The 8,932-nt window shown below is 47.5% G+C and carries 9 protein-coding genes; all 9 read right to left on the bottom strand.

The window, feature by feature from the left end; translation table 11 throughout:
* The coding region (locus tag LD39_RS15565; RefSeq protein ID WP_035549310.1) for an ATP-binding cassette domain-containing protein at positions 1 to 344 on the bottom strand (344 nt) is incomplete at its 3' end.
* A complete protein-coding gene (locus LD39_RS15570; protein WP_035549313.1) occupies positions 341 to 1,285 on the bottom strand; it encodes a C40 family peptidase in 945 nt (314 codons plus the stop codon). The genes LD39_RS15570 and LD39_RS15565, both read right to left, overlap by 4 nt.
* Positions 1,286 to 1,303: 18 nt before the next feature.
* Positions 1,304 to 2,398 (bottom strand): mandelate racemase/muconate lactonizing enzyme family protein, encoded by a 1,095-nt coding sequence (locus LD39_RS15575; RefSeq protein ID WP_035549316.1) that lies wholly within the window; start codon positions 2,396 to 2,398, stop codon positions 1,304 to 1,306.
* Between the two features lie 16 nt (positions 2,399 to 2,414).
* Entirely contained in the window at positions 2,415 to 3,335 is a 921-nt protein-coding gene (locus tag LD39_RS15580; RefSeq protein ID WP_035549319.1) for an LD-carboxypeptidase, read from the bottom strand.
* A gap of 67 nt (positions 3,336 to 3,402) precedes the next feature.
* Positions 3,403 to 5,034 carry a peptide ABC transporter substrate-binding protein gene (locus LD39_RS15585; protein ID WP_035549322.1) on the bottom strand — a complete coding sequence of 544 codons (1,632 nt, stop codon included), beginning with the start codon at positions 5,032 to 5,034 and terminating at the stop codon, positions 3,403 to 3,405.
* A gap of 23 nt (positions 5,035 to 5,057) precedes the next feature.
* Positions 5,058 to 6,056 (bottom strand): ABC transporter ATP-binding protein, encoded by a 999-nt coding sequence (locus LD39_RS15590; RefSeq protein WP_035549332.1) that lies wholly within the window; start codon positions 6,054 to 6,056, stop codon positions 5,058 to 5,060.
* 6 nt (positions 6,057 to 6,062) lie between these two features.
* Positions 6,063 to 7,019 carry an ABC transporter permease gene (locus tag LD39_RS15595; RefSeq protein WP_231572592.1) on the bottom strand — a complete coding sequence of 319 codons (957 nt, stop codon included), beginning with the start codon at positions 7,017 to 7,019 and terminating at the stop codon, positions 6,063 to 6,065.
* 1 nt (position 7,020) lies between these two features.
* Complete coding sequence (locus tag LD39_RS15600; protein ID WP_035549326.1) at positions 7,021 to 7,953, bottom strand: ABC transporter permease; 933 nt, start codon at positions 7,951 to 7,953, stop codon at positions 7,021 to 7,023.
* A gap of 12 nt (positions 7,954 to 7,965) precedes the next feature.
* Positions 7,966 to 8,790: a M55 family metallopeptidase gene (locus LD39_RS15605; RefSeq protein ID WP_035549329.1), complete on the bottom strand. Its 825-nt coding sequence runs from the start codon at positions 8,788 to 8,790 to the stop codon at positions 7,966 to 7,968.
* Positions 8,791 to 8,932 lie beyond the last annotated feature (142 nt).

Genomic DNA, 8,932 nt, shown 5'->3' on the forward strand with positions numbered 1-8,932 from the left:
ATCGGCTCGGATATGATTTCCGCAACGGTCGAACGTGGGTTCAAGGAAGCATAGGGATCCTGGAAAATCATTTGCATCCTTCGTTTTAATAAAAATTGTTCTTTTTCACTTAAATGGTGAACGCTTTGGCCTTCGTAAATGACCTCCCCATCGGTTTGCTTGTAAAGGTTCATAATCGTCCGGCCGGTCGTTGATTTCCCACACCCGGATTCACCCACCAGTCCGAACGTTTCGCCTCGATAGATATCAAAACTCACACCGTCCACGGCTTTCAACGTTTTTCCTTTTCCAAGTTGAAAGTGTTTTTTAAGGTTTTTGACTTCTAATGTTTTTTGTGGACTCATGTGGATGCCCCCTTCTCCTGCCAATAACGTCTGGCACAGCATAATTCTTTTTCATAAGTGGTACCTTTTAACTCAATGATCTCAATCGTCTTTCCTGTATTGGGCGAGTGGAGCATCTTCCCGTCTCCATAATAAAATCCTACGTGATGGATTCTTCCTTTTCCTTCTTCATAGGCAAAGAATAATAGATCACCAGGCTGTAACTGATCAAGAGGAACTTCTTCCCCGGCCATCGCCTGGTCTGTAGCGTCACGCGGAATTTCATAGCCGTGGGCTTTGTGCATGTTGTAAGCAAATCCTGAACAGTCGTAGCCATACGCACTCATGCCGCCCCAGAAGTAAGGAAGGTCAAGAAAAGCTTCGCCCGCTTCGATGAGGTCCTTTCCGGTGCCTTTAGGGATCTCCGCTCTTGAAGGATACAGCGTCACATCTTCGATAGATAAATAGCCTTCCCCGTGCGGCGTCCGTACTTTCAGGAACTCTCCTTCTTCTAGTAAAGCGGGTAGTGAGGTGAGGTAGCTCATCTCTAAGAACGGTTGAAACTCTTGATCTAGCAGCATCGTATGTTTTTTATGGACGACGGCAACGCCGCTTCCCTGCCAGTTTTCCTGAGGGATTTCCTTCAGTTGATGTTCGGGCACATAGCCCGGGTAACCGTGCTCATCTTTTTTGGATGCCTGGGTAGGGACGATGATATGCGCCCAGCCGTTGCTGCGTTCCTCGACAAGGACTTCCTCCCCGTATAACAATTGAGATTGGACGAGGTTATCATCACATAGAGCGAGACTTGTCTCGTAGGTTAAATGGTTCAACCACTCTTTCATGGACGCTGAATCAGAAACGCCGCGCTCATCAACCGCTCTCGGTGACTCAGGTGACGTCCAGACGGTGGCGACGGGTACCTGGACAACCCAGGTGGTTTTTGTTGGTGTATGTGTCATGATAGACCTCCTTCAAAATTAAGCATGGACGTGCTCCAGCTGTACATTTCGTATTCCAAGTCCTGGTGAGTCGGACAGCGTCATCATCGCCTGTTGATACGCTACCCCGCCCTCGACAGGATCCTTTGTAAGCATAAGCGGCGCATCGAAATCGACCTTCGTAATATTTTTCTGACTCGCTGCCAAATGAGCGGCTGCGGTGATTCCAAGCTTCGTCTCAATCATGCTGCCGACCATACATTCGACGCCAAAGCTTTCGGCTAGATGGTTGATTTGCAGCGCGCGGTGAATACCGCCTGCTTTCATGAGCTTAATATTGATCAAATCGGCGCTGCGCGTTGCCACTACACGGCGGGCATCTTCCGGTGAGAAGACACTTTCATCCGCCATAATCGGTGTATAAGTTTGATCTGTCACTTGTTTTAACCCTTCAATGTCGTGGGCTTTCACGGGCTGTTCCACGAGTTCGATCGGCAAACCGAGATTTTCCATACGGCGAATCGCATAGATCGCCTCTTTTGCCGTCCAGCCCTGGTTCGCATCCAATCGAATCTGCGCTCCATTTCCGATACGTTTTTTAATCGTGAGAATGCGCTCGATGTCTTTTTCAATCGTATCTTTTCCGACTTTCACTTTGAGAATGTTAAAGCCGTTTTGGATGTACCGCTCGGCATCATCCGCCATTTCATCGGGTTCATTCACACTGACCGTATAATCGGTTTCCATTTGATTGCGGTACCCGCCAAGCAATTGGTATAGCGGCAGCTGGCAATGCTGAGCGAAACAATCATACAAAGCGATATCCATCGCTGCTTTCGCGCTCGTGTTTCCGACACAGCTGTTATGAAGTTTTTCAAAAAGGGCTTCCCGATTGAAAACCGACTCCCCCGTAATGACCGGGGCGATAATATGGTTCAACGTGTGTTCAATACTAACTAGACTTTCACCTGTGATGACATGAGTCGGGGGAGCTTCCCCCCAGCCGGTGATGCCGTTGTCGCAAGTCACCTTGACATAAATCGATTCGGCAACGGTGACGGTTCGTAAGGCTGTCTTAAAGGGCGTATGTAAAGGAACAGCAACCGAATACGTATCAATGGACTGAATCTTCATCGTTGTTCATCCTTTCTTACAGAACACCAGGTTCGATCGTTAACGTTTTGGTTTCGCTCGATAAAGTCGCTTTCGTTCCAAGCGGTACAGCAAAATGGGGCAGGCAGTGACCGATTTTGAACCCTGATAACACAGGTTTATTCAGCCCGGAAAAATAATAGTCGAGCACTTGTTCCAGCGTAAGGGACTGGTCACGTTTTTTCGGTTCAGAACCGCTAAAATCACCTACGATGACGCCTGCCGCCTCGTCTAATTTCCCGGCGAGCTTCAACTGACTTAAAAACGAATCAATCCGGTAAGGCTCTTCCCCGATATCTTCAATCAGCAGGAGCTTTCCTTTTGTATCCAGTTCATAAGCTGAACCTAACGTATTGACGAGCAACGATAGATTCCCGCCAACGATTTCTCCCTCAGCCTTCCCTGAGGATATCGTTTGTAAAGGAGAAAACTCCTCTGTGTAATCAAGGGTTTCCGGTTGAAAAAGCTGACGGAACATTTTTTTCGACTCCTCATCAAATGTTTCTTTCCCAACATCTGAACAGAGCATCGGTCCGTGAAACGTCACTAAACCGGCCTTCTGGCGAATTGCTGTATGTAAATAGGTGATGTCGCTGTATCCCCAGAAGATTTTTGGGTTGTTATTAATCAAGTCAAAATCAATCGATGAAACAATTCGCCCTGTCCCGTATCCTCCACCGGCACAAATGATGCCGCTGATCGAGGGATCGGCAAACATCTGGTGGAAATCAGACAGGCGCTCCTCGTCCGTCCCCGCTAAGTAGCCATACGTTTTTGAAACGTTCGGGGCCACCTTGGCTTGTAACCCTAAGTTTTCCAGGAAAAGAATCGCTTGATCTAAGTTTTCTAGATTAGGTGGACTGGCCGGAGCAATCACTCCAATCGTATCTCCCGCTTGCAGCCGTTTTGGCAGAATCATAGGTTCCCTCCTATGGCATGAAAAGAGGCACGCGCGCACCGAAGTGCTAGTGCCCCTTTTTCACCAGTTATTGTTTATCCGCCCATTTCAGTTCCAAGTACCCAACCGGGTGACGAACAATGTCTTTCACAGAATCTTTACGTAACACAACTTGGTTATAGAAGTGGATCGGGAAGATCGGCATGTCTTCAAAGAGAATCTTCTCTGCTTCATACATATACTCCCAGCGTTTCGCTTCATCGGATTCGTTTTTCGCTTGTTCGATCAATTTGTCATACTCTTCATTGGACCAGCCCGTACGGTTCATGGAAGAATCCGTAATGAAGCTTTCAAGGAAGTTAATCGGATCGGCGTAGTCCGCTAAGAACGAGCTTCGGGACAGCTGATGCTTCAAGTCTTTTTGATTTTGTAAAAATACGTTCCACTCCGCGTTAGAAAGCTTAATGTCGATGCCTAAGTTCTCTTTGAACATATCTTGAATCGTTGCGGCTACAGCTTTATGAGATTCACTCGTGTTATAGGAAAGCGTAATTTCCGGAAGCTCGTCGTAGCCTTCCTCTTTCATGCCTTCTTCGAGAAGTTTTTTCGCTTCTTCCGGATTGAATTCTACAAGCTTGCCATTATGCTCACGGAAGTCGTCTCCAGATGGACCTTCAAATCCGTAAGAAACAAATCCATAGGCAGGTTCTTCTTTATTTTTCGTAACGTAATCGACGATATCCTGCTGATTGACAGCCATCGCAAGGGCTTTTCTGATTTTCTTGTTCTGGAATGGTTCTTCATTCACGTTAAAACGATAGAAGTAGGTACCCGCTTGATCCTGGATTGTCACTTCATCACTTTTCAGCAGCTTCTCAGACATGTCAGCCGGGATGCCTGACGTATCCAGGTCGCCGCTTTCGTACATTTGGTACTCTGTATTGACGTCGTTGACCATCGCCCAGTGGACTTCATCCAGCTTGACGGTTTCACTGTCCCAATACTCTTCATTCTTCTTGAACAGCATTTCGCTGTCATGCTTCCACTCGGCCAATGCGAATGGTCCGTTTCCGACGAAGCTGTCCGCTTCTGTGTACCATTCAGGATTTTCCTCCGCGACTTTCTGATTGACCGGGAAGAAAGCCGGGTTAGAAATGATATTTAAAAAGTAACCCGTCGGTGCGGTCAGCGTTACCTTTAATTCCTTATCATTGACCGCCTCGACCATCACATCGTCTTTGGAGCCTTCTCCGTTATTGTAGGCTTCGCCGCCTTCAATAAAGTACCCGAGAAAAGCAGCCGGTGAAGCCGTTTCCGGATCCAGCAGGCGTTTCCAGGCAAATTCGAAATCTCCTGCGGTGACATCATCGCCATTCGACCATTTGGCATTGTCACGAATGGTGAACGTGTACACTTTCCCGTCTTCGGAAACTTCCCACTTTTCAGCTGTTGCCGGCTGTGGACTGTGGTCTTTGCCTAAACGCGTCATTCCTTCCATTAAATTGTTTAAGGCGTTCCAGGAAACCGAGTCAAATCCTTTCGGTGGATCAAAGGATGTAGGCTCCTCCCCATTGTTTAATAAAAGTGTTTTCGTTTCACTGTCGCTTCCATTTTCATTGTTGCCGTCATCTGAACTATCGCTTGAACTTTCTGTAGCTGTACAGGCCGTCAAGACAACAACGAGCAGTACCCCCAATAGTAACGTAAGCCATTTTTTCATGTTTTTTCTCCTCTCTCTATTCATCATTGTGTTGGAACCATATATTTTTTAGCCCGTTCATCCTGAAGCCAGCAATCAACTGCATGAGTGCTGCTTAGCTCAGATTCGAACGGATAGACCTTACTGCACACTTCCATCGCCATCGGGCACCTTGCAGTGAACGGACAGCCTTCCGGGGGTGAAAATAGATCCGGGGGCGTCCCGTCAATCGGGATTAACTTTTCACCTTTTTGGTCCAGCCGGGGAACCGAATGTAATAGCCCTCTTGTATACGGATGCTGAGGCGTATAGAAGATTTCTCGCCTTGTGCCTGTTTCAATCACTTTGCCCGCGTACATGACCGCGATACGGTTGGCAATTTTGGCGACGACCCCGAGGTCATGCGTAATCAAAATGATCGAGACCCCTGTCTCGTCCTGGATTTTCTTAAACAGCTGCAGAATTTGCGCTTGAATGGTCACATCAAGAGCAGTTGTCGGTTCGTCGGCAATCAACAATTCAGGTTCGCAAATAAGAGCCATAGCGATCACAATCCGCTGGCGCATGCCGCCACTGAACTGGTGCGGATACTGCTTCATGCGCTCGTTCGGATTCGGAATGCCTACAAGGTTGAGCATATCGAGCGCCTGTTTATTCGCTTCCTTCGAGGATATCGTCCGGTGCTGCTTTAACCCTTCCGTCAATTGATCGCCGATCGTAAGCGTTGGATTCAACGCGGTCATCGGATCCTGGAAGATCATCGAGATATCCACTCCGCGAATGCGCCTCATTTGTTTATCGGAAAGCTTCGTCATGTCTTGTCCCTTGAAATAGATGGATCCTTGTTTAATCTTGCCGGGTGGCGATGGAATCAGCTTCATAATGCTGTTGGCGGTCACACTCTTCCCACAGCCGGACTCCCCTACAATCGCAAGCGTTTCTCCTTTGTACAGCTCTAAATCCACACCACGGACGGCTTGAACCTCTCCGCCATAGGTTGTAAACGATACATGTAAGTCCTCGATATCTAGTATTTTTTCCAATGTCATCTACCTCCTCAGCCTCGGATCAAGCGCATCCTGTAATCCGTCTCCCAATACGTTAAAAGCAAACATCGTTGCCGATATGAAAAAGGCCGGGAAGAACAGGCGCCACCAGTCTCCGGATAAAATGACACCCAGTGCGTCATTCGCCATCATCCCCCAGCTCGCAAAAGGCGTTTGAATGCCAAGGCCCAAAAAGCTTAAGAAAGCTTCCGCAAAAATGGCAGTCGGAACAGTCAAAGTCATTTGCACAATGATCGGTCCCATCGTATTAGGTAGTAAGTTTTTTCGAATGATTCGTTTCGTTTTCGCCCCAAAGGATTGAGAGGCCATGACGAACTCATTATGCTTCAGCTGCAGGACTTGTCCACGGACAATCCGGGCCATTCCCACCCATCCTGTAACCGTCAAGGCAATGATGATGGTGAGTAAACTCGGCCCCATGACGACGAGCAGCAAAATCACCACGAGCAAGTAAGGAAGCCCGTATAAAATTTCAATGATGCGCATCATGAAACTATCGACACGTCCACCTTTATAGCCGGCGATTCCTCCGTAAGCCACTCCGATAAAAAAGTCGATAAGTGCAGCCATAAGCCCGACAAACAAGGAGATTCTCGCTCCATACCAGGTCCGTGTAAATACATCCCTTCCGAGTTCATCCGTCCCAAACCAGTGCGTAGCTGAAGGAGGCTGGTTTTGGTTGGCAAGCGCGGTTTCTGAAACGCTATGCGGGGAAATCCAAGGGCCAATCACGGCCATGATGCCTAAGAGGATGAGGAAAATCAGTCCTGAGATCGCGAGCTTGTTTTGCCGAATCCTCCTCCACGCATCCTCCCAATAAGATAACGAAGGCCGGACGACGGACTCCGCTTCATCCAGATCCTTTCGCTTCGGCTTAAACCACTCATCAGGAATGGACGAGTGATGGCTCGGCTGTTTCTGTTTTGGTTCTGGAATCACATCAGTTCCCTCCTTCTTTGTGTAACTTGATTCTCGGGTCGAGGATTCCATAAGCGATATCGACTAAGAACAGCATGAAGACGAGAAAAGCACTGTAGAACACCGTGGTTCCCATAATGACAGGATAGTCACGCTGATTGATGCCTTCGACGAAATATTTACCCATTCCCGGAATCGCAAAAATTTTCTCGATGACGAAGGTTCCTGTTAATATACCGGCAAGCAAGGTCCCAAGGATGGTGACAACAGGCATCAAGGCATTCTTTAATGCATGCTTGACGATGATTTTCACCGGCGAAAGTCCCTTCGCCCGGGCTGTTTTTATGTAATCCTGCGTCAACGTTTCCAGCATGCTCGATCGTGTGAGACGAGCGATAATCGCCATCGGTCCTGTCGCGAGGGCTAAAATCGGAAGCACCATATGCTGCGGGCTGCTCCAGGTGGCCGCAGGAAAAATACTTAGATTCACAGCAAGCTCCTGGATGAGCATGGTCGCAAGCACAAAGTTAGGAATTGAAATCCCTAAAACTGCAATCGTCATAGCGATATAATCGATGATGCCGTTATGTTTGAGCGCGGCAAACACCCCTAACGCCACACCTGAGACTAAGGCAAGCAGTACCGTCCAAATCCCGAGCTCCGCTGATATCGGAAATCCTCTCCCCAACAGCGAATTGACCGTCTCTGTCGGTTGTTTAATCGAAGGACCAAAGTCGAGCGTGACGATCGACTTCAAATAAAGCACATATTGAATCGCTAAAGGTTCGTTTAAATGGAAGTGCTCCTCAAGATTTTGCTGTACGGCGGCATTTGTCGTACGTTCCTCATTGAAAGGCGATCCTGGGATTACATTCATTAAGAAAAACGTCAACGTTGCAATGATAAATACAGTGACAATCATCAGAATAAAACGTTTAAATATGTATTTCGCCATCGGTTGTCCCTCCTAGCTGGATGTAGTCTGCATCGCAAGCTCTGTCATGACAAGCATGGCTTGATAAGCTTCGAGTATGTTTTTGGCTTGAAAACTTACTGTAGTAGAATCCGGCTCAAGCTCTGTTCCAGGCATCAAATTCGCCCATTCGGCTTGTCCATAATTCATGAATTCAATTCTTAGTTTTGGGTGATCCGGCGGAACGAGAGGTTCGACGTTGGAGCGATTATGTAAGGCTTCAGCTGCTCGCTGCTGCAAAAGTTCGCCAGCTTTTTTTGGTGTCAAACTTTTCACAGAAGATCGTGAAATGGACTCTTTGACGGGTGCTGTCACAATGTTAGGGATGAGTTCCTCGGCCTCTTTTGCCGCGCAATCATCACCCGCGACCATAAGGACGGGTACGCCGTAATAGCCGGCAACGTAGGCATTGAACCCAAGTTCCCCGACAGCGACATCGTTTATGTAAAAGTTGCGAACCCCAAAGGACATGGAGTGAGATAAAACCCCTCTTTGTGCCGCTCGAGCGTGATAACCAACGAATATAGCACCTGAAAAAGAATGATCCAACCCTTGCATCATCGAGTAAGGCTTCACACTCCCTGTGATCAGCTGCGCGTCTGGATGAATTTCATCGATCAAGAGGTTATTCATCTTGGAGTGGCTGTCGTTGACGAGTACCTCTTTCACTTCGTTGCTATAAGCGGTTCGTATGACATGGTTCGCTTCTTCTGTCATGATCCGCCTTGAGCGTTCATAATTATGCTTGGACGAATCGACGAAGGTGTAATCAGGGATTCCTGTGATCCCCTCCATGTCGACGGATAAATAAAGCTTCATTGTTTTCTGTCCTCCTTGTAGTTTTATTTTAATTTTACTAATTTTCAAACAACTATATCAAAGATTTCCAATTCAGGCAATAGAATCCTAAGTCCTATGTCATGGTTAATCATCCGTTATTTCGCTATGTTTACTTTTTTCT

Source organism: Halobacillus sp. BBL2006, from assembly GCF_000786645.1.
Taxonomy (GTDB): Bacteria; Bacillota; Bacilli; order Bacillales; family Halobacillaceae; genus Halobacillus.

Bases quoted from the DNA above. Each gene is read 5' to 3' on its own strand.
- LD39_RS15570 (WP_035549313.1), bottom strand. From the start codon at position 1,285: ATGACACATACACCAACAAAAACCACCTGGGTTGTCCAGGTACCCGTC.
- LD39_RS15575 (WP_035549316.1), bottom strand. From the start codon at position 2,398: ATGAAGATTCAGTCCATTGATACGTATTCGGTTGCTGTTCCTTTACAT.
- LD39_RS15580 (WP_035549319.1), bottom strand. From the start codon at position 3,335: ATGATTCTGCCAAAACGGCTGCAAGCGGGAGATACGATTGGAGTGATT.
- LD39_RS15585 (WP_035549322.1), bottom strand. From the start codon at position 5,034: ATGAAAAAATGGCTTACGTTACTATTGGGGGTACTGCTCGTTGTTGTC.
- LD39_RS15600 (WP_035549326.1), bottom strand. From the start codon at position 7,953: ATGGCGAAATACATATTTAAACGTTTTATTCTGATGATTGTCACTGTA.
- LD39_RS15605 (WP_035549329.1), bottom strand. From the start codon at position 8,790: ATGAAGCTTTATTTATCCGTCGACATGGAGGGGATCACAGGAATCCCT.